This window comes from Citrobacter sp. Cu231 (assembly GCF_030332265.1).
GTDB classification, from domain to species: Bacteria; Pseudomonadota; Gammaproteobacteria; order Enterobacterales; family Enterobacteriaceae; genus Citrobacter; species Citrobacter meridianamericanus.
In genome coordinates this window covers 448,747-467,923 of sequence record NZ_JAOWIE010000032.1, presented here as the reverse complement: position 1 = coordinate 467,923, position 19,177 = coordinate 448,747, and the positions used below count along the sequence as shown (strand labels likewise).

Below are 19,177 nucleotides of genomic sequence, written 5' to 3'. Positions count from 1 at the left end.
ATTCGCGGGCGACCGCATTCTGCCCGGGAAATTCTGTCAGGCGAGGCGTTGATACTCCTTCGCAATTTCACAGGCCAGCACTGCGTTGTTGAACACCAGCTGAATATTTGATTTCAGACTGTCGCCGCCGGTCAGCTCCGCAACTCGCGCCAACAGGAACGGCGTACTTTCTTTACCCACGACGCCCTGCTCTTCCGCTTCTTTTACCGCCCGATCGATAGCCGCATTAATTTTCTCTTCGGCCATAGCAAACTGCTCCGGGATTGGATTGGCGACAACCAGGCCTCCATTGAGACCCGTTTGCCATTTCACCGCCATGGCGCGGGCAATCTCTTTCGCGCTGTCCAGACGGATACTGACTTCAAAAGGACTGGTACGACAGAAAAATGCCGGGAGCGATGTTGTCTGATAACCAATTAACGGTACGCCAAAGGTTTCTAAATATTCAGTCGTTAAACCGAGATCCAAAATAGATTTCGCCCCGGCACAAATTACCGTGACATTGGTATGTGCCAGTTCCTGTAGATCTGCGGAAATATCAAACGTATGTTCAGCACCACGATGAACGCCGCCAATTCCCCCGGTCGCAAATACTTTAATTCCGGCCAACGCGGCAATAATCATCGTAGAGGCAACGGTGGTGGCACCATTTTTCCCTGCCGCGACCACAAATGGCAAATCACGACGGCTGACTTTAGTAACATTATGTCCTTCTCGTCCAAGCAACTCAATTTCATCTTTACTTAAACCTACTTTCATTATTCCGCCGATAATGGCAATGGTCGCAGGAACAGCGCCGTGCTTACGAATAGTTTCTTCTACTTCAATCGCTGTCTGAGCATTCTGCGGAAATGGCATACCATGAGAAATAATGGTTGATTCAAGCGCAACAATCGGTTTTTTACTGTTTAATGCTTGCTGAACTTCTGGTGATATTTGTAATAATTCAGAGGAAAGAGTTAATTCAGACATTCTGTGTTCTCCACTATTAAGCTAACATTCGCAACAGACAAATCAGGGTTATTGGTATATTCACAGGCTAATGCCATTGATGAACACGCCTGCGCAAATCGGACAGAATCAATAAAGGGCATACCGTCTACCCAGCAGGAAGCCAGTCCAGCCATCATCGCATCGCCAGCCCCTGTAACATTAATGACGCGAGTTTTAATGGGGAGCGACCAACCGCAATTCCCCGTAATATCGCTGTAATAAACACCGTCGCCCCCCATGCTAAGCACCAGCCGGTTTAAGCCACGATCATGAAACCACGCAGCGACTTTTCCAACGTCATCGCGCCCGGAAAGCGCAATACCGCTAAGCGTTTCGGCTTCAAGGCGATTTGGTTTGAGGGTGTGAATTTTTGCAAGACGCCTGCGAATTTTCACACACTTCCAGGCCGATACCGGGTCAACAAACACCGGAACATCTCCGGCATTTTCCAGTACCCATGCCAGAGCGTCTTCATTGATATTGCAATCGGCGATAATGACTTTTGCCTGCCGAATAAAATCAAAATGCTGCGATAAAAATTCTGCTGAAATATGTTCTGTAATACTCATATCATTAATAGCAACTAACATTTCACCGGTGTTATCAAGCAACGATAAATAACTTGATGTATTTTCTCCGGGAACGATAAGACACTTATCAACATGTACTCCAGATTGATTGGTTTGTGCCAACAATGATTGACCATAAAAATCGTTACCAACCGCTGTTAGCAACCACGAATTTTTACCCAGCAGCGCGAGATTATGAGCAATATTGCGTCCTACGCCGCCGGGGGTGAATTTAATTTTACCTGGGTTAGAATCCGCATAATTTAGTGAAGCATGCGAATACCCAGCAACATCCATATTGGCTGAGCCAATCGTTACGATGTATTCCTTTTCACGCATAGCACGTCCCCTGGCAATTAACTTGCCACAAATGAGTTCGTTAAAAATAACCAACGCCACACATTAGGTTATTAGAGCACATGTTCATCATCAAACACGTGTTCATAGTAAGCGTGTTTTTGACAAAGTAAATCTATCCACAAGCTATAAAGTCGATAGATATGAACAGAATCACAATTTTTTATAGATACAGTTTATCAGGGAGAGAGGAAATGAGAGGTAGTACACAAATTGATCAAATTAAAAGGTATCCTTGGTCATAACCGGAGATTTTCAGACACGCCAGAGGAACTGGCGCGTATCAACTAAGCGAAACCAGATCCTCTGGCATATGGTTGTACAAAATCCGCCAAAAGTGCTCAGCCGTTTTATTCAGGCGAGTGTCCATCCGGTAAATATAGGCCTGAATAGGCACCATCAGTTCCGGTGTCTGCAGGCAAACCAGCCGCTTATCGCGCAGTTCGTTTACGATAGTCCACGCCGGTAACCAGGCGATACCATGCCCATCCAAGGCCATATTTTTCAATAACTCACTCATCGAAGACATAAACAGCGTTCGTGCTGAAATACCGCCTACTTCTGCCAAATGGCGGTTTACCAGTCTCCCCATGTAGGATGTGCTGGTATAGTTCAAAATTGGCGCCTGCGGCTGATAGAGATCAAACAACGGTTTTCCCTGCGCATCAGCCGCACAGACGGGATACAGCTCAGACTCAAAAACCTTCAAGCCGCAGAATGGTGACTGCATTAAGTCTTCATCCCGAAAAGAGATAATAAAATCACTTTTCCCCTCGCGCAGAGTATTCACCGCCTGAACAACATCGATAGCTTCGACGTGCCAGACAAATTCCTCACCCCAGGCTGCCATTGCGTGCACTAATCTGGGCAACATCGTCAGCGACAGAGAATGTGCCGCCGCAATTTTAATATTGGGTACCCCAAGCAAGTTGTGGCCACTTAGCTCATCCAGATTACATTCCAGCTGTTGCAGCAGGCTACGGGTTTGCGAATGGAATAGCTTGCCCTCCTCCGTGAGTTGCAGGGGGCTCGTTGTACGATCAAAAAGTAACACGCCTACGGCGGATTCGAGTGCTTTGATCCGTCGGCTAAATGCTGGTTGGGAAATGTTGCGTTCCTCAGCCGCCTGGGAAAAATGACGGCACGCTTCCAGCGTCAGAAAGTCATATAACCATTTTGTCTCAATATTTTTCATGCGTATCACACGGATTTTGAAATATGCCGATTAACCTGAAACATCATGCCTGAATATTTCCGCAGATGATATTCATCATCAACACCTGATGATTTGTTTTTTGCATCAAACGTTCGTTTTTAACATTAACAGGTTCCTTTGCTCAACGGCTACGACCGCTTAGCGGCGCTGGAACGTCAGGTCCCTGGCTAAATACTGGCCTACCGAGAATGCAAAAGAAACCGCAGCTATGCAGTTTTTGCATTGAACCCAACATTATTGCATTTCTCCTCGCGTCTCACTGCTGTTAAACATGATCAGCAGACACAATCCAGATCTGAATATTAATTATCGGTCAGTCGAGGTATATATCGTGAAAGGTTTAATTGGCGTACTGGGTGGTATGGGACCAGCTGCAACCGTCGATCTGTTTAATAAGTTTGTCACCTTTACCGTAGCACAACGTGACCAGGAACATATCCCATTAATTATTTCCTCTATTCCAGATATTCCTGACCGAACCGACGCGTTAATGCATCATGGTAATTCCCCACTCCCGGCAATGCGCGATTATATGCATAAACTTGAAGATGCTGGTGCCGAATGTATTGTGATCCCCTGTAATACCGCCCACTTTTGGTTTGACGAATTAAAAAAGTGCTGTCACACAGAGCTGCTGAGCATTGTTGAAACGACCATCAACGAGGTCAGGAACTGTGGAAAATCGCGTATCGGATTACTCGCTACCAACGCCACATTGTACATGGGTCTCTATCAAAAGGGCATAGAATCCCTTGGGTTAACCTGCGTCAGCCCTGACTCGGCCAGTCAGGAAAAGGTGATGGAAAGTATCTATTGCTTAAAAGCCGGTGAGGTTAAGCGGGCGCAAACGCTGATGAATGAACAGGCAGAAGCACTCTTCTCACGCGGCGCACAGGTCATCGTGCTGGGATGTACTGAAGTTCCCGTCATTCTTGCTGAGGCAGTCAAAATGTCACCCGAAAAATATATTGACTCAACCGGTTCGTTGGTTCGCGCCGGTATTAAATGGTACGAGAAACGTGTTGGAAAAAATCATCTTTTAGCGCAATGAAAATAAAATTCAGGTTAATTATCGCATCAAATAAACACTCACATTAATAACGAATCACTCTCTGGCGGAGGCCATTATGATTTGGCTGGAAATTATCGTAGTGTTGGGCGCAATATTTTTTGGTATCCGCCTCGGCGGTATTGGTATTGGTTTATGTGGTGGATTGGGGCTGGCTATTTTAACACTGGGATTTGGGTTACAAATTGGTTCGCCACCCGTTGACGTGATTCTCATTATTATGACGGTGGTAGTGGCTGCCTCTGCACTACAAGCCGCCGGTGGTATGGATTATCTGGTTCGTGTCGCCGGCAATTTTATGCGTCGCAACCCTAAATATATCAATATAATTGCGCCAATAATCACCTGGTCAATGACCATTATGGCGGGAACAGGATTCATTGTCTTTTCCACTTTACCGGTGATTGCCGAAGTTGCCAAAGAATCAGGTATCCGCCCTTCTCGTACCCTCGCAGGATCCGTCGTGGCCTCTCAGGTGGCAATATCCGGCTCGCCGATCAGTGCCGCAATGGCGGCTATGCTGACCATAATGGAAGGCAACGGTATCAGCTTTATCCAGGTCATGGCGGTGTGTCTGCCAGCCTCGTTTGTCGCCGCGATGGTCGCAGCGTTTATCGCTTCCCGTCAGGGATGTGAACTACAGGATGATGAAGTCTATCTGGAACGTCTGCAAAAAGGGTTGGTGCGTAAATACGAAGGGCAAAACAGCACTACGCCGGGTGCCAGACTGTCAGTAGCCCTGTTTATGTTGGCAACGGTCGTCATCGTTATTCTTGCCGCATGCCCTCAACTACGCCCCGGATTCGATGCAGGTAACCCAATGAATACAAGGGACATTATCATTATCTGCATGCTGGCTGCCGCGTGTCTGATGGTGGTGTTATGCAAAACATCAACTGACGCCATTGTCCTGACATCCACGTTCCGTGCGGGAATGAGTTCGTTGGCGGTGATTCTGGGGATTGTTACGCTGGGCACAACCTTCATTGACGCCCACTTAACAGGGATAAAGGATATCGCGGGCGACATTCTACGGGCTTATCCGATGCTGTTGGCACTGGTGCTGTTTGGTACCTGCGCGCTTCTCTATTCGCAGGGAGCCACCACGCCGCTGATTATCCCGCTTGCCGTTGCGCTCGGTGTACCCACCTGGGCGATTCTGGCTTCCTATGTGGCAGTCACCGGGGTATTTGTTCTACCCACGTATCCCACTTCGCTGGCAGCAATGGAGTTCGACACCACCGGGACAACGCGCGTGGGTAAGTATGTCTTAAACCATCCGTTTATGCTGCCAGGACTGGGGGGGATCATCGCAGGCGTTGCCTTTGGTTTTATCATCGCGCCAATGATTGCCTGAACCGTTTTACACCTCTCCGGGCGGCGGTTAATAGATAAAAAAAAGGGGCAGAGAAATCTCTGCCCCCGATATCAGCATTCAATCATGCCGCTTTTGCCACAACCTCTGCTTCCGGGCGTTTCAGTACCGCGTAGGAAAGCCCGGCTACCAGCGTACCGGCGATAATGGCCAGCAGGTATCCCAGTACCGGTGTAATTGCGCCAGGAATCAACAGCACGAACAGACCACCGTGCGGTGCCATCAGCTTCGCACCTACCGCCATCGAGATAGCACCGGTAATCGCGCCGCCCACGATACAGCAAGGCAGAACACGCATCGGGTCACGGGCAGCGAATGGGATAGCCCCTTCGGTGATAAAGCACAGGCCCAGCACCAGCGCTGCTTTACCGCCTTCCTGCTGCGCTTTGTCGAACTTACGACGCGCAACCAGCGTTGCCAGACCCAGCGCCAACGGAGGCACCATACCTGCCGCCATGATGGCAGCCATCGGCGCATAGGTTTGCGTACTGAGCAGACCCACACCGAAAGCATACGCCGCTTTGTTAACCGGACCGCCCATGTCGGTACACATCATGCCGCCAAGAATTGCCCCAAGCAGTACCGCATTCGCTGTGCCCATGGTTTGCAGCCAGTGGGTCAGACCTTCCAGAATACCGGCTACTGGTTTACCGATCAGGTAGATCATGGCCAGGCCCACCACCAGACTTGAAAGCAGCGGAATGATCAGGATCGGTTTCAGCGCTTCCATACTCTGTGGGAGTTTCAGCTTCGTACTGATGAGTTTTGCCACATAACCCGCAAGGAAACCGGCAATAATCCCGCCAATAAAGCCGGACCCCGTACTCACCGCCAGCATACCGCCGATAAGACCCGGCGTCAGACCCGGACGGTCAGCGATGGAAAACGCGATATAACCCGCCAGAACCGGCACCATCAACGCAAAGGCTGAACCACCGCCAATCTGCATCAATGCCGCCGCCAGCGTACCCTGCTCTTTAAATGCTTCAATGCCAAAAGCGAATGAGAGTGCAATACACAGACCGCCAGCAACCACCATCGGCAGCATATAGGACACGCCCGTCAGCAGGTGACGATATGCACCCGCACTCTCTTTCTTACCTTCGGTTGCTGAAGTCTGCGCTTTGCCGGTTGGCTGATACGGCGTTGCTTCTTCCAGCGCTTTGTCCAGCTCCTGCTTGGTTTTCTTCAGTGCGAGACCAGTAGACGTACGGTACATTGGTTTCCCGGCAAACTTCGCCAGATCAACTTCAATGTCAGCCGCCACAATCACCAGGTCCGCCTGAGCCACCTCTTCCGGCGTAATAGCATTGCCTGCGCCAACAGAACCACGGGTTTCAACCTTCACCCACCAGCCACGTTTTTTCGCTTCTGTTTCAATAGCTTCAGCAGCCATAAACGTATGCGCAACGCCGGTCGGACAAGCCGTCACCGCCACAACGCGTTTTGGACCACTACTGGTCACAGGCGCTGTTGCAACCGGAGCGCTGTATGGTTTTGCATGACCTTTTGCTTCGCTGAGGAACAGTTCAGGATGCGCAACTGCACGACCTATATCGCCCAGCCAGACTTTTTTGCCGTTCAGCGAACTGTCGGCAGGAAGCGTGTCGCCCAGAACAATTGCCAGTTCTGCATCATTCGGATTATCAATAATTTCAAGATGTGCTTTCTGCGCCGCCGCTCCAAGCAGGGTTTTCGCCATGTAAGCGCGAGCCTGGCCGAGATTAGCGTCAATAATCAGCAGCGTTTTCATTATGCCTCTCCTGCTGTCAGTTAAACGGTTTTAAGTCGACACGCGCCATCATTGCGGCCAACTGAGGACGATCGGTAATGCCCACATTGCTTTGGCTTACCGCCAGGGCGGCAACAGCTGTCGCCAGACGCAGGGTATGTTCGCTGGACTCACGCATCAGCAGCCCGTAAATCAGACCGCCAACCATTGAATCGCCCGCGCCTACGGTGCTAACCACGTCAACTGACGGTGGTTTAGCAATCCATTCACCTGAAGCGTTAACCCACAGCGCACCTTCTGCGCCAAGTGAAATCACCACGTGAGCAATCCCCTGCTCGCGCAGCGCATGCGCCGCTTCAATCACATCTTTCATTTCCGGTAGCTTACGGCCCGCCCAGATTTCCAGCTCCCGACGGTTTGGTTTCACCAGCCACGGTGCTGCTTTCAGACCCGCCACCAGCGCTTCACGACTACTATCAAAGATAATGCAAGGACACTGACTGCGCAGGCGAGTCATCCAGTCGGTGAAGGCTTCCGGGCTCACGCCAGTCGGCAAACTGCCGCTGACGCACACCATGTCGAACTGGCCCAGCCAGCTCAGGGAGTCATTCACAAACCGTTCCCAGTCAGCCGGGGTGACGTCAAAGCCGGAGAAATTGAAATCGGTCACTTCGCCGTCTTTTTCGGTCAGCTTGACGTTGATACGGGTACGCCCTTGTACAACCTGAAAACGGTTGGCAATGCCCAGCTCGCTAAACAACTGCTGGAAACCATCCTGGTTGTCTTTACCCAGGAAACCGCCTACCGTGACATCAATACCTAAATCTTTCAGAACTTTAGCGACGTTAATCCCTTTCCCTGCCGCGTGCAGACCGGTTGTTTTAACCAGGTTCACTTCACCGCGTTCAATTTCCGGGCAGAAACCCACCAGGTCGTATGCCGGGTTGAGGGTGATAGTAGCAACACGTCTGCTCATTACGCGCCCTCCCCAAGACCTGCCGCGATGGCTTCGCCAATCGCTTTCAGCGCCTGTTCAGCATCCTCGCCCTGGGCGGTAAAGCGCAGGTGATGTCCTTTCTTCACGCCTAATGCCACAACTTTCATCAGACTGCGTCCATTCGCCGGTTTGCCGGTTCCATCAAGATTTGTCACGGTAATTTCACTGTTAAATTGTTTGATCGTATTCACCAGCATGGTGCCCGGACGGGCGTGTAAGCCATGCTCATTGCGCACAATAAATTCGGCGCTCAGTACATCATCAGTTAAGGCGTCATCGCTGGTCAGCAGCGCCAGCAACGTTGCCGCATCGGCTTTCAACAAACGGTCAGCTTTATTATTCAGCAGCAGATCGCCAAGACGCTTCAGCACCGCAACCGGTTGATCGTCATTCATGGCGACAGTCACCAGCAGGGCCGCAGCTTCACCTTGTACATCAAACGCTGTCGCTACGCGGCTGACCGCAACGGCGCTACGCACGTTACCTTCAGCACAGTCATTCAGCCAGATACCCTGGCCGAGATTCATCGGATGCTCATTTATCGCTCTGGCGACAAAGGCGGTGTCAACCGCACCGACCTCTTTCAGCCGCGCCGCGTTGAGCGCCTGCAGCGTTACCAGCGAGTTGGCAACGACGTCCAGCGACAGCGTTTCGTTATCAAGCTTTAGCTGTTCGCTTTGCTTTTCACCCATCAGCAACGCGCGCAGCTCTTCCGCCGTGGTCGCAGATTTCAGCTGTTCAGCGACGGAGTCATCACTCAGTACGTGCGTCAGCTGACGCAGCAAACCGAGGTGCTCATCCGAGCTGGCGGCAATACCGATCGCCACATATGCAACCTGCCCCTCTCCCCAGGTCACACCCTGCGGAAACTGAAACACCTGCACGCCGGTTTTCAACACTTGATCGCGCGTGTCCGTCGTACCGTGAGGAATAGCAATACCGTTGCCGAGGAACGTGGACGTCTGTTGTTCACGCGCCAGCATGCCATTGACGTAGCCTTCCGCGACGTTACCCGCCTGCACTAAGGCTGCGGCAACCTGGCGAATAGCCTCTTCTTTATTCCCGGCCTGTTCGCCCGGGTGAATATCCTGAACAGATAACTGGAACATGGTTCTCCTCTCCCGCTGAATTGAAACGATTCAGCCAACATGAGAAAAATGGCGTCACCTGACTCCATCAGTTATGGCGAGATGACGCTGAAACGTTTCAAGAAGTCTTACTCTTTTTTCTGCAGCACACAAGTAAAGTTAACAAATTACTTGCTGAATTTAGAGATAACGCACATTTTCTCTTCGCCAGAGATCAAATTGCTGACGCAAAAACGGCGTCAGCTTGTCAAATTCAGCTACGTCAGCAAACTGCATTCTCTGACTGAAATGCTATTTTGATTTTTAATGCCGATTTTGATTTGGCTCCCTGTTTATTTTCTGACAAGCAGCGTAAACTCCGCGTCTCTTCACATCATTGATATCAAAACATGCATAACACCCCCGTAGCCGCCTCACCCCGGGCGTTTGATTTAACGTCTGCGGCGTTCCTGCTTGTCGCATTTCTGACGGGTATCGCCGGTGCGTTGCAGACGCCAACGCTTAGTCTTTTTCTGACGGATGAAGTCCATGCCCGTCCCGGCATGGTCGGGTTCTTTTTTACCGGTAGCGCCGTAATCGGCATTTTGGTGAGTCAGTTTCTGGCCGGACGTTCAGATAAAAAGGGCGATCGCAAAAACTTGATCGTATTTTGCTGCGTGCTGGGGATGCTGGCCTTCGTGCTTTTCGCCTGGAACCGTAACTATTTTATCTTGTTGTTTGTCGGGGTATTCCTCAGCAGCTTTGGTTCGACCGCCAACCCGCAAATGTTTGCCCTCGCTCGCGAGCATGCCGACCGTACGGGACGGGAAGCCGTCATGTTCAGTTCAATATTACGTGCGCAGGTTTCGCTGGCCTGGGTGATTGGCCCGCCGCTGGCCTACGCGCTGGCCATGGGGTTCAGCTTTACGGTCATGTACCTCAGTGCGGCAGTGGCATTTATTGTCTGCGGCATAATGGTCTGGTTGTTCTTACCCTCAATGAGTAAAAACGTGCCGCTCGCGACAGGCGCGGTGGAGGCCCCAAGGCGCAATCGACGCGATACACTGCTGTTGTTTGTTATATGCACATTAATGTGGGGAACCAATAGTCTCTATATCATTAATATGCCACTGTTTATTATCAACGAACTGCATCTGCCGGAAAAACTGGCGGGCATCATGATGGGAACCGCAGCAGGACTGGAGATCCCAACCATGCTGATTGCCGGATACTTCGCTAAGCGTTTAGGTAAACGCCTGTTGATGCGAATTGCCGTCGTCGCTGGATTTTTCTTTTATGCCGGTATGTTGTTGGCTCACTCTCCCGCGATATTGCTTGGCTTACAGCTGCTGAACGCAATTTACATCGGTATTCTCGGCGGGATTGGCATGCTCTATTTCCAGGACCTGATGCCGGGACAGGCGGGTTCAGCCACGACCCTTTATACGAATACTATTCGCGTGGGCTGGATTATTGCCGGTTCGCTGGCGGGTATTGCCGCAGAAATCTGGAACTATCACGCAGTGTTCTGGTTTGCGCTGGTGATGATAGTCGCCACCGTCGTGTGCCTGGCGCGCATAAAAGATGTTTAAGGTGCGGTCAGTGTTTCGAGCTCAATAAGATACACCATGGCCTGGTGCGTCGTCTGTCCGCACATTTCCGCACTGGGCTGTAAACCGGCGCACACTTTTGGTCGCAGCGGCGAGCCAAAAATTTTACAGCGCAGGGATTCATCAAGCTGAACACATGGCGTATTAGCGGGCTTGCCTTGTGGCATGCCGGGGATGGGGCTGGAGATTGAAGGTGCGGTGCAGCATGCACCACAATCCGGACGGCATTCCATACAAGTACTCTCTTAAGCGTAAACCATCGGATTGTGCGGGAAGCGCACAGTAACACCTTTTTTGCACCAACAAAAGCATGAATTCCGCTTGCCTGAATGCCCCAGCGCGAGTAGTTTTACGCGATATTTTAGACACCCCTCATTACAGGATTTTTTCGATGCCAAGAGCGAACGAAATTAAAAAAGGTATGGTACTGAATTACAACGGCAAACTGTTGATTGTAAAAGATATTGACATTCAGTCACCCACCGCACGCGGCGCTGCAACGCTGTACAAAATGCGTTTTTCTGATGTTCGTACCGGTCTGAAAGTTGAAGAGCGCTTCAAAGGCGATGATATTGTTGATACCGTCACCCTGAGCCGTCGTGGCGTTGATTTCTCCTACGTCGATGGCAACGAATACGTCTTTATGGATAAAGAAGACTATACCCCGTATACCTTCACCAAAGACCGGATTGAAGAAGAGCTGCTGTTCATGCCGGAAGGTGGAATGCCAGATATGCAGGTACTGACCTGGGACGGTCAGTTGTTGGCGCTTGAACTGCCGCAAACGGTAGACCTGGAGATCGTTGAAACGGCACCGGGCATTAAAGGCGCCTCAGCAAGTGCGCGTAACAAACCGGCGACCCTGAGCACCGGTCTGGTTATTCTTGTTCCTGAGTATCTGAGTGCGGGTGAGAAAATCCGAATTCATATCGAAGAACGTCGCTATATGGGTCGCGCGGATTAATTTTCTGCCGCTCATCGACGACAAGGGACAGCGCAGGCTGTCCCTTTGTCATTTTCAGCACTGACTGCTGAAATAAAAATCATCCATCAACAGCGTTTCCAGATACTGTTCATCCTCGCGCATAAAACGCACTATCAGATTAACCGCCTGAGGATAAAACCCCTCGTTATCCCGCACCAGACAAGCGTCGCGAAATAACGGTGCCCAGCACAGAATATGATGATGTAAAAAGTAATACTGTGTTGAGAACGGCTCCTCTTTAGCAACCATCCTCGCCATCAATGCCAGTTGTACGGCAATATGATCGGAAGGTTCATTTTCCCGCGCCGCCAGCCCTTGTTCGACCAACAGAACATTCATTTGCCGGCGTTCTGCTGCAGCTGTCGTGCGCGGATAGTGTCCTGCGTAGGGAGAAACACTCGCAGGCGGTGCCAGCAGAAACAGCGAGGCAAAATCTGCAGCCAGTTCCAACTGTCGGGAGTCCCGCCGCAAAGCCCGAGCCAGGCTACGCTCAAATTGTTTTACCTCGGCAGACAATCCGGGGATCGCCGCCAGTGATGCAATCCACGCCCGATGCTCGCCGCTTTCCAGACTGGTGAGCTGTTTTTCGTCCAGCTCACGAAATAACAATTGTGAAAACCATTGGTAGATCGCCGCACGTTGTAGATGAATTTGATTATGCTGCACTTGCCCCCTCCTCTTGCACCGTCTGCGGTCCACCAAATGCCGTCACCTGCGGAGCTTTCTGCTGATAACGTTCGACCTCCACCAGCACGGTATGCGCCGACGGCCCCTGAGCCAGTTGCGAAGTACCCATATCCGCGCTCAGTACGTTCGGATCACCATAGGTGCATAACGTTCCGGCTTTCCCCCCTTCCTGCGGGGAGTACCACGCCCCTTCATGAATGCGGATCACGCCTGGGGTAAAATCCGGACTGACCACCACACCAGCCAGCACCTGGCCACGAGCGTTAAAGACACGGGCGATATCACCGGCTTTTAAACCACGCGCGGCGGCGTCCTGTTCGCTGATGTAAAGCGGCTCTCTCCCGGCAACCGCGTAGGTGTTGCGAAACGCCTCGCTGGAGCACAACTGGGAGTGCAGACGTTTATCCGGGTGGCAGGATTGCAGATGCAGCGGGTATTTATCTGTTTTGCCGCTATAGGTACGCTCAAATGGCTCCATCCACACCGGATGCCCCGGACAGTCCTTGTAGGAGAAGCCTGCGATGGTTTTGCTGTAGATTTCAATCAAACCAGACGGCGTTCCCAACGGATTAAGATCAGGCTGGTCGCGAAACTCACCGTGACGCACCCACGGTTGCCCCGCCGGATACTCAATGTAGCCTTCCCCCTGCCAGAATGTAGTGAAGTCCGGTAAGGTGACGCCGAGCGACGCCCCCATCTTCACGCCTTCGTCATAAAGCGCCTGTATCCACTGCATTTCATCCCGGTTTTCACGGTACACCATTTCCTTATCAAAGCGCTTACACAACCCGGCAAAGATATCAAAGTCATGCCGCGCTTCGTATTGCGGTTTAACAATCTGATGCAGCGCCATCAACCCTTTATTCGAATGCGTACCAAACTGCTCAATATCGTTACGTTCAAAGCGGGTGGTCACAGGCAGGACGATATCGGCAAAACGGCACGACGCGGTCCATTGGTGATCTAACACCACCACGGTTTCCAGCTTTTTCCACGCGTCGATCATGCGGTTCCTGTCCTGCTGCGCATGGAAGGGATTGGCCGCACTGTAGATCGCCATTTTGATGTCAGGATACGTTAACGTCTCACCGTTGAAGGCAATCTTGTTGCCTGGCGCAAGCAGGCAATCAACGATACGTGAGGTGGGAATATGCTCAGAAGCACCGCGAAAATCCGCTTTGTACTTCGCCTCCGGCGGATTATTAATACTCCCCAGCCCGGTGAGCACTGGCCCGGTCGATGTCACCGTCCCACCGCCGTTATAGTGCCAGCCAAATCCGACCCCGCCGCCCGGCAAGCCAATTTGTCCAACCATGCTGGCCAGTACCACCAGCATCCACGGATACTGCTCGCCATGATGCATACGCTGTACGCACCAGCCCCCCATAAACTGTGTCCGTCCCTTGACCAGCAGGCGGGCGAAGTCACGGATCTGCTCCGCCGTCAGACCACAGATTTCGGCCGCCCATTCGGCATTTTTCGGCTGCTTGTCACTCTCCCCAAGCAGATAGGGCAAAAACTGTTCAAAACCCACGGTGTAATCGTTAATGAATGCCGTGTCATACAGTTTTTCTTCATACAGGGTATGCGCCAGCGCCAGCATTAACGCGACATCCGTTTGTGGTCGCAACGCCAGTTGTTCACAGCCAAGATAGTTTTGCGACTTGCTACGCACCGGATCAACGCTGACAACGCGCAGCTTACCCTGCGCAACCGCTTCTTTAATCTGCTGCCAATAGCCAAACGCGTCGTGATCGGGAACCAAAAACTCGATCTGTAGATTCTTGATCGGATCGCAGCCCCACAGCACAATGGTATTACTGCTCTGAATAACTAGCGGCAGTGACGTTTGCTGCTCATAAACCTCCAGCGACCCCATCACATGCGGCAAAATAACCTGTGCCGCTGCCGCAGAGTAGTCACCGACAGTTGTCACATAGCAACCATGCAGACCAAGTGCCCGATCCATTGCCCCGCCCGCTTTATGGTATTTGCCCACCATTTGCCAGTCGGCAAGCCCGGTAAATACGCCCGATGAGCCGTAGGTTTTTTGCACCCGCTCCAGCTCTTCGTAAAACAGATCCAGCGCCCGACTCCAGCTCACCCGTACAAAACGGTTATCTCCGCGCTGGCTGCGGTCAGACTTTTCCCGCTTGCGCAGCCAGTCCAGACGCACCATCGGGTAGCGTACCCGCGAAGGGTTATAGACCACCTCGCGCACCGCGTTCAGCATATCGCAGGGCCATTTGTCATGTTTGAACGGGCGTGTTTCTGTCCATTCGCCGTTGACCACTTTGGCTTCAAAAGCACCATAATGTGAACCGGACTGGATCCACTGCTCGGGGTTTTCTCCCGCGGCCCACACTTTTGATATCAGCGGATTGGGCGCCAGTGCGCTGGCAACGCCTACCGCCAGCATACCGCTCAGAAAACGGCGGCGGGACGAATTAACGTCATGAATATCCATACATTATCCTTAATTGTTATTAGGGTCGGACACATCGCTGGCGTGGGTCTGGAGATATTTCAACAACGTGCGTTCTTCCACCGGGTTAAGCCGGTAGTAGGTCGACATCGCTTTCAATCCGGCGATCCAGCCGTTGGCGGTATAGCGTGTGGTTGGGGGCGTGCTGTGACAGGCGCTACAAGTGGATTGCAGCATTTGATCCGAGTATTCCCAGATGGGATCCAGCGTGTTGATAAAGTCCTGCGCGGAGGTCCAGGCGGTGACGCTCACTTGTTGCCATTGCTGATGTGAGTCAGGATCGACCTGAGTTTGCAACACGTTTACGTTAGCCATCAGGGCGTCATCGAGCACAGCGGAGAAAACGCGCTTCCCCATATACTGGGTAATCACCCGCCCACGCCCTTTACTTTCACGCCAACCTGTTACTTCAAGTTGTAGGTTGTTGCCCTCTTTTTGCAGCACCTTGACCTCGGTGGCAGGAAACAAAAGCGCTTTACCTGCCGCGCTCCCTGCCGTAGCCGTCAGGGCTTTTTCGCTTAGCGAGAACAGCGTGCTCACCTCTGACAACGACGCCCCCTGATGCTGTAGCTGCTTATAGCGATCGCGAAAACCGCTGCTCATATCGGGTTTGTGATGAGCAATGCCTTTGTGGCAATCGATACAGTTACTGTTTTTTGCCGCCGCCGCGGTCATTTGCGCCGCCGCATTGGCTGATTGCTTGCCGTGATCCATCGCCTCGTAGCTGTGGCAAGATTTACACGCCGCTGAATTATTCGCGCTCATGCGTGCCCATTCCCTCTGGGCCAGCTCCGCCCGTTTTGCGGTAAATTTTTCTGGGGTATCAATCGAAGGGGAAATAAAGGTGTGATAGAGATCGTTTAAGGCCTGCGTTTTACGAACCAACGTTGGGACGATGCCAGGTGGAATATGACAATCCTTACACTCCGCACGCACGCCAGAAGCATTGCGAAAATGCACGCTGGTTTTATACTCCTCTCCTGCCGTACGCATTGAGTGACACGATAAACAAAACTCGGTCGTACTGGTGTAATGAACGCCTTGCCACGCTCCCCAAATAGCCAGGGCCATGACTACCGCTCCGGCGAATACACACCACAGTGCGCTTTTTCTTATCCACGACATGCTTGCCTCCATTTTTTAATAGCGACACGCTAAGGGATAATAAAAATCAAAAATAGAGACAGCGAAAGCAGATTATAGGAACAGCATCCACTCTATGAGGTGAGTCAAATAGTAAAGATCAGAAATTCGTAATATAGTGACCATCTGTAAATAAGGAATTTCTTATGCTAACACTGACGCTCAATAGAGAAAGCCGTACTCCACTGCAACTGCAGATATTTCAATTTTATTTCCAGGCCATTCAGCAAGGTGATTTGCTTTGTGGAGACAAACTCCCCTCTATTCGCGAGCAGGCTCAGGTATTGCACGTTGCTAAAATAACGGTAGTGATGGCCTATGACAAGCTGATGGCGGCTGGGTTAATTAAGAGCCGACACGGCATTGGCTATGAGGTGATATTCACCAGGCCTGTACGTGTAACCCCAGTGCATGCGCCCGTGACTCAGGGCTCCCCACCGGTAAAACCTAAAGCTGCCGGGGTCTCTACCGATGTTTACGCAGAACCCGGGCGGGAATGCTACTGCCGGATAGGCGTCCCCGACCCCAATGCTTTTCCCTGGGCAAGCTGGCGAAAATGGAATAATGCCCCGAGCGTGTTTAAAGAACAATTATTTACCCGATATCATTCACCAAACGGATTATTTTCACTGCGTGAGCAATTAGTCAGATACCTTAATTTAACTCGCGGCATTAATACCCGGGCAGAGAACATCATTATTACCAACGGGATTCAGGAAGGATTGTCGCTGCTTAGTCAAATATTTATTATTCATCATGCTGTCAGTCAGCAAAAAAAGTGCCACGTTGTGACCGAATCCCCTTGTTATTCTGGCGCATGGCATCTGTTTAATTATTATGGCGCAGATATTACGTCAATTGCGGTAGATAACCACGGACTGCAAACAGATAATTTACCCGAAGCGGAAACCCAGCTTTGCTATGTAACCCCAGCTCATCAATATCCGATGGGAAGCGTACTTTCGCTGGAGCGTCGTCAGTCGTTATTGACGTGGGCGCAGCGCGTCGGCGCTTATATCATTGAAGATGATTATGATGCTGTGTTTACCTATGGCGAGAATCCCCTCCCTGCGCTGAAAGCCATGGATTATCACAATCGGGTTATCTACATGGGAACATTTTCTAAAACGCTGGGACCGGGGGCACGTCTTGGCTATCTCATTTGCCCAGATGAACTGCTCCCGGCGGTACAGAATATGAAAGCGCTTAACAACAACGGGAGTCAGTGGTTATTACAGCAATTCTTAGCCGAATTAATGCAAAATCAGGTGTTTTATACGCACATCAGTAAACTGGCCTGCAGTTACGCCGCGCGCCTTATCTTGTTACGCGATGGCCTTTCCAGTCTGTTTTCGGCAGGGAAAATCGCTGGCGCAACGGCGGGTCTGCACCTCTCTTTACGCATTGACAGACACCCCGATACGATAGCGAGGCTGCAGCAGCGTTGCCTGCTGGCAGGGATCCGCTTTGACACGCTGCCGGATATAGAAAATGGGTCAGAAGCCGTGTGGCGTAAGGAAAACAGAGACGCAGTAATGTTTTTTGGCTTTGGCGGGTTGCAGATACAGCAGATCAATAAGGTGTTGTCGGTGCTGGAGCTGGCGCTAACACAGCCTTGATAAACAGCGGGGATTGTACCTGTGGCACAATCCCTGTTGTTAGCCTTACAGCAGATCGCGGAACTGCGTTTGTTTCAGCGCCAGCTCAACGCCGCGAACTTCCGCCAGTCCTTTCAGGCGGCCGATCGCAGAGTAGCCCGGATTGGTTTTCTTGTGCAGATCGTCAAGCATCTGGTGTCCATGATCAGGACGCATAGGGATAGGCCGCAAATCACCCGCTTTTTTACGTCGCTGCTCTTCGTTAAGGATGGCAGCCACCACCGATACCATATCCACATCGCCCTGCAGATGCGCACCTTCGTGGAAGGTTTTTGGGTTCTCTTCACGGCAGGTTGAGCGCAGGTGTGTAAAGTGGATGCGATCGCCAAAGGTTTCGATCATTTTCACCAGGTCATTATCAGCGCGTACGCCGTAAGAGCCGGTACACATAGTGAAACCGTTATTAATGCTGTCGACAGTTTCTTTCAGCCACTGCATATCTTCGATAGTCGAAACGATGCGCGGCAGGCCGAGGATCGGACGCGGCGGATCGTCAGGGTGCACGGCCAGGCGCACGCCGACTTCTTCTGCCACTGGCACAATCGCCCGCAGGAATACCGCCATGTTATCGCGCAGATCGTCTTTGCTGATGCCGTCATATTCGGCAAGGCGCGCACGGAACTGATCCAGCGTATAACCCTCCTCCGCACCCGGCAGGCCGGCAATGATGTTACGGGTCAGCTTTTCAATATCGGCATCGCTCATGGCATTGAAGTAGTCGAGCGCCTGACGTTGTTCTTCTTCGGTGTAATCCGCTTCAGCTCCCGGGCGTTGCAAAATGTGCAGTTCAAAGGCCGCAAAAGCAATCTGATCAAATCGCAGCGCTTTGGAGCCGTCGGGCAGCTGATATTCGAGGTCGGTACGCGTCCAGTCAAGGATCGGCATGAAGTTATAGCACACGGTATCGATGCCACAGGTCGCCAGATTACGGATACTCTGTTGATAGTTGGCAATCCACGTTTGATATTGACCTGAACGTGTTTTGATATCTTCGTGAACAGGAATACTTTCCACCACCGACCAGGTCAGGTCTTTTTCTGCCAGAATAGCCTGACGTTTTTGAATCTCTTCTACCGGCCACACTTCACCGTTGGGAATATGATGCAAGGCGGTCACAACACCCGTTGCGCCAGCCTGACGCACATCATCAAGTGATACTGGATCGTTAGGTCCGTACCAACGCCAGGTTTGTTCCATTGTTTCACCTCACAAGTTGTTATACCAAATCAAGCTA

At 51.5% G+C, this 19,177-nt stretch carries 16 protein-coding genes; 5 read left to right on the top strand and 11 right to left on the bottom strand.

The features are described from left to right. Positions 1-36 precede the first annotated feature (36 nt). From OGY15_RS08705 to hypT, 3 genes are all read right to left on the bottom strand, one after another. A complete protein-coding gene (locus OGY15_RS08705) occupies positions 37-972 on the bottom strand; it encodes a pseudouridine-5'-phosphate glycosidase (RefSeq protein ID WP_187253415.1) in 936 nt (311 codons plus the stop codon). Next, entirely contained in the window at positions 960-1,901 is a 942-nt protein-coding gene (locus OGY15_RS08700) for a pseudouridine kinase (RefSeq protein WP_151224733.1), read from the bottom strand. Before OGY15_RS08700 ends, OGY15_RS08705 begins: the two co-directional genes overlap by 13 nt. 301 nt (positions 1,902-2,202) lie before the next feature. Beyond that, complete coding sequence (gene hypT / locus OGY15_RS08695) at positions 2,203-3,114, bottom strand: hypochlorite stress DNA-binding transcriptional regulator HypT (RefSeq protein ID WP_151219846.1); 912 nt, start codon at positions 3,112-3,114, stop codon at positions 2,203-2,205. A 352-nt stretch (positions 3,115-3,466) separates the two neighbouring features. Here hypT and cuyB point away from each other — a divergent pair, with 352 nt between their 5' ends. Together cuyB and OGY15_RS08685 are read left to right on the top strand one after the other, a co-directional pair. Further along, positions 3,467-4,186, top strand: coding sequence for a cysteate racemase (gene cuyB / locus OGY15_RS08690; RefSeq protein ID WP_187253416.1), 720 nt, complete (start codon positions 3,467-3,469; stop codon positions 4,184-4,186). 76 nt (positions 4,187-4,262) lie between these two features. Continuing rightward, complete coding sequence (locus tag OGY15_RS08685) at positions 4,263-5,561, top strand: anaerobic C4-dicarboxylate transporter (protein WP_103770442.1); 1,299 nt, start codon at positions 4,263-4,265, stop codon at positions 5,559-5,561. Between the two features lie 82 nt (positions 5,562-5,643). Here the strand turns inward: OGY15_RS08685 and fruA are convergent, their stop codons facing one another. From fruA to fruB, 3 genes are read right to left on the bottom strand one after another with little or no spacing between them, the layout of a single operon-like run. After that, the gene (gene fruA, locus OGY15_RS08680) at positions 5,644-7,332 is read right to left on the bottom strand and encodes a PTS fructose transporter subunit IIBC (RefSeq protein WP_151219849.1); all 1,689 of its coding nucleotides are present in this window, start codon (positions 7,330-7,332) and stop codon (positions 5,644-5,646) included. 16 nt (positions 7,333-7,348) lie between these two features. Further along, positions 7,349-8,287 carry a 1-phosphofructokinase gene (fruK, locus tag OGY15_RS08675; RefSeq protein WP_151219850.1) on the bottom strand — a complete coding sequence of 313 codons (939 nt, stop codon included), beginning with the start codon at positions 8,285-8,287 and terminating at the stop codon, positions 7,349-7,351. After that, positions 8,287-9,417 (bottom strand): fused PTS fructose transporter subunit IIA/HPr protein, encoded by a 1,131-nt coding sequence (fruB, locus tag OGY15_RS08670; protein ID WP_151224734.1) that lies wholly within the window; start codon positions 9,415-9,417, stop codon positions 8,287-8,289. Before fruB ends, fruK begins: the two co-directional genes overlap by 1 nt. Before the next feature lie 368 nt (positions 9,418-9,785). Here fruB and setB point away from each other — a divergent pair, with 368 nt between their 5' ends. Continuing rightward, entirely contained in the window at positions 9,786-10,967 is a 1,182-nt protein-coding gene (setB, locus tag OGY15_RS08665) for a sugar efflux transporter SetB (protein ID WP_286538939.1), read from the top strand. Here setB and OGY15_RS08660 read toward each other — a convergent pair. Beyond that, positions 10,964-11,218, bottom strand: coding sequence for a YkgJ family cysteine cluster protein (locus OGY15_RS08660; RefSeq protein ID WP_151219853.1), 255 nt, complete (start codon positions 11,216-11,218; stop codon positions 10,964-10,966). The two genes, setB and OGY15_RS08660, sit on opposite strands and share 4 nt — an antisense overlap. Positions 11,219-11,376: 158 nt before the next feature. Between OGY15_RS08660 and yeiP the strand changes: the two genes are divergently transcribed. Then, positions 11,377-11,949, top strand: coding sequence for an elongation factor P-like protein YeiP (gene yeiP, locus OGY15_RS08655; RefSeq protein ID WP_286538938.1), 573 nt, complete (start codon positions 11,377-11,379; stop codon positions 11,947-11,949). 54 nt (positions 11,950-12,003) lie between these two features. Here the strand turns inward: yeiP and torD are convergent, their stop codons facing one another. From torD to torC, 3 genes are read right to left on the bottom strand one after another with little or no spacing between them, the layout of a single operon-like run. After that, on the bottom strand, positions 12,004-12,636 hold the full coding sequence (gene torD / locus OGY15_RS08650) for a molecular chaperone TorD (protein WP_286538937.1): 633 nt from the start codon (positions 12,634-12,636) through the stop codon (positions 12,004-12,006). Further along, entirely contained in the window at positions 12,626-15,124 is a 2,499-nt protein-coding gene (torA, locus tag OGY15_RS08645) for a trimethylamine-N-oxide reductase TorA (protein WP_286538936.1), read from the bottom strand. The genes torD and torA overlap by 11 nt, the downstream gene beginning before the upstream one ends. A gap of 9 nt (positions 15,125-15,133) precedes the next feature. Further along, positions 15,134-16,267, bottom strand: a complete 1,134-nt coding sequence (gene torC, locus OGY15_RS08640; protein WP_286538935.1) for a pentaheme c-type cytochrome TorC — start codon at positions 16,265-16,267, stop codon at positions 15,134-15,136. A 164-nt stretch (positions 16,268-16,431) separates the two neighbouring features. On the opposite strand from torC, the gene pdxR reads away from it, so the two are divergent. Then, complete coding sequence (pdxR, locus tag OGY15_RS08635) at positions 16,432-17,904, top strand: MocR-like pyridoxine biosynthesis transcription factor PdxR (protein ID WP_210904556.1); 1,473 nt, start codon at positions 16,432-16,434, stop codon at positions 17,902-17,904. 45 nt (positions 17,905-17,949) lie between these two features. On the opposite strand, the gene uxuA is transcribed toward pdxR, so the two are convergent. Continuing rightward, positions 17,950-19,140 carry a mannonate dehydratase gene (gene uxuA / locus OGY15_RS08630; protein WP_187253422.1) on the bottom strand — a complete coding sequence of 397 codons (1,191 nt, stop codon included), beginning with the start codon at positions 19,138-19,140 and terminating at the stop codon, positions 17,950-17,952. Positions 19,141-19,177 lie beyond the last annotated feature (37 nt).

What these genes read in the sequence shown, in the direction of transcription:
- OGY15_RS08705 (WP_187253415.1), bottom strand. Translation starts at nt 972, where the DNA reads ATGTCTGAATTAACTCTTTCCTCTGAATTATTACAAATATCACCAGAA.
- OGY15_RS08700 (WP_151224733.1), bottom strand. Translation starts at nt 1,901, where the DNA reads ATGCGTGAAAAGGAATACATCGTAACGATTGGCTCAGCCAATATGGAT.
- hypT (WP_151219846.1), bottom strand. Translation starts at nt 3,114, where the DNA reads ATGAAAAATATTGAGACAAAATGGTTATATGACTTTCTGACGCTGGAA.
- OGY15_RS08685 (WP_103770442.1), top strand. Translation starts at nt 4,263, where the DNA reads ATGATTTGGCTGGAAATTATCGTAGTGTTGGGCGCAATATTTTTTGGT.
- fruA (WP_151219849.1), bottom strand. Translation starts at nt 7,332, where the DNA reads ATGAAAACGCTGCTGATTATTGACGCTAATCTCGGCCAGGCTCGCGCT.
- fruK (WP_151219850.1), bottom strand. Translation starts at nt 8,287, where the DNA reads ATGAGCAGACGTGTTGCTACTATCACCCTCAACCCGGCATACGACCTG.
- fruB (WP_151224734.1), bottom strand. Translation starts at nt 9,417, where the DNA reads ATGTTCCAGTTATCTGTTCAGGATATTCACCCGGGCGAACAGGCCGGG.
- setB (WP_286538939.1), top strand. Translation starts at nt 9,786, where the DNA reads ATGCATAACACCCCCGTAGCCGCCTCACCCCGGGCGTTTGATTTAACG.
- OGY15_RS08660 (WP_151219853.1), bottom strand. Translation starts at nt 11,218, where the DNA reads ATGGAATGCCGTCCGGATTGTGGTGCATGCTGCACCGCACCTTCAATC.
- yeiP (WP_286538938.1), top strand. Translation starts at nt 11,377, where the DNA reads ATGCCAAGAGCGAACGAAATTAAAAAAGGTATGGTACTGAATTACAAC.
- torA (WP_286538936.1), bottom strand. Translation starts at nt 15,124, where the DNA reads ATGGATATTCATGACGTTAATTCGTCCCGCCGCCGTTTTCTGAGCGGT.
- torC (WP_286538935.1), bottom strand. Translation starts at nt 16,267, where the DNA reads ATGTCGTGGATAAGAAAAAGCGCACTGTGGTGTGTATTCGCCGGAGCG.
- pdxR (WP_210904556.1), top strand. Translation starts at nt 16,432, where the DNA reads ATGCTAACACTGACGCTCAATAGAGAAAGCCGTACTCCACTGCAACTG.
- uxuA (WP_187253422.1), bottom strand. Translation starts at nt 19,140, where the DNA reads ATGGAACAAACCTGGCGTTGGTACGGACCTAACGATCCAGTATCACTT.